The following is a 554-nucleotide window of genomic DNA, read 5'->3' as shown; positions in this document are numbered from 1 at the left end:
CAGTCCACACCGGACTGGCTGCGGGCGCTGGGGGCGCGGCCGATGTTCCTCGGCCTCGACCTGCGCGGCGGTGTTCACTTCCTCATGGAGGTGGACACCGATGCGGCGATCCAGCAGCACATGGATCGCTATACCAACGAGTTCCGCAAGGCGCTGCGCGAGGCGCGCGTGCGCTATACGGACATCAGCGAGGATGGCACCAGCCTGCGCCTGGGCTTCGACGCCGCCCAGGAGCGCGAGCAGGCCTTCCAGGTCCTCAGCGACGACTACCGTGAGCTCGAGTTCACCTCGGACGAGTCCGACGGGCAGTTCTGGATGCGTGCGAAGCTGCCGGAGAAGCAGGTCCAGGAGATCGTCGACTTCGCCGTCGAGCAGAACATCACCACCCTGCGCAACCGGGTCAACGAGCTCGGCGTGGCCGAGCCGGTGATCCAGCGCCAGGGTCGCAGCCGCATCGTGGTCCAGCTCCCGGGTGTCCAGGACACCGCCCGCGCCAAGGACATCCTCGGCGCCACGGCGACGCTCGAGTTCCGGCCCGTGGACATGGACAACTT

The 554-nt window shown here is 67.7% G+C and carries 1 pseudogene; it reads left to right on the top strand.

Annotation, left to right across the window (positions count from 1 at the left end):
* Positions 1 to 554, top strand: a pseudogene (secD, locus tag G7A99_RS24215) (protein translocase subunit SecD); the annotation flags it as partial.

It is taken from the genome of Arhodomonas sp. KWT (genome assembly GCF_010993615.1).
The sequence above is the reverse complement of the archived record's forward strand: the minus strand, read 5'-3'. Positions and strand labels throughout refer to the sequence as shown.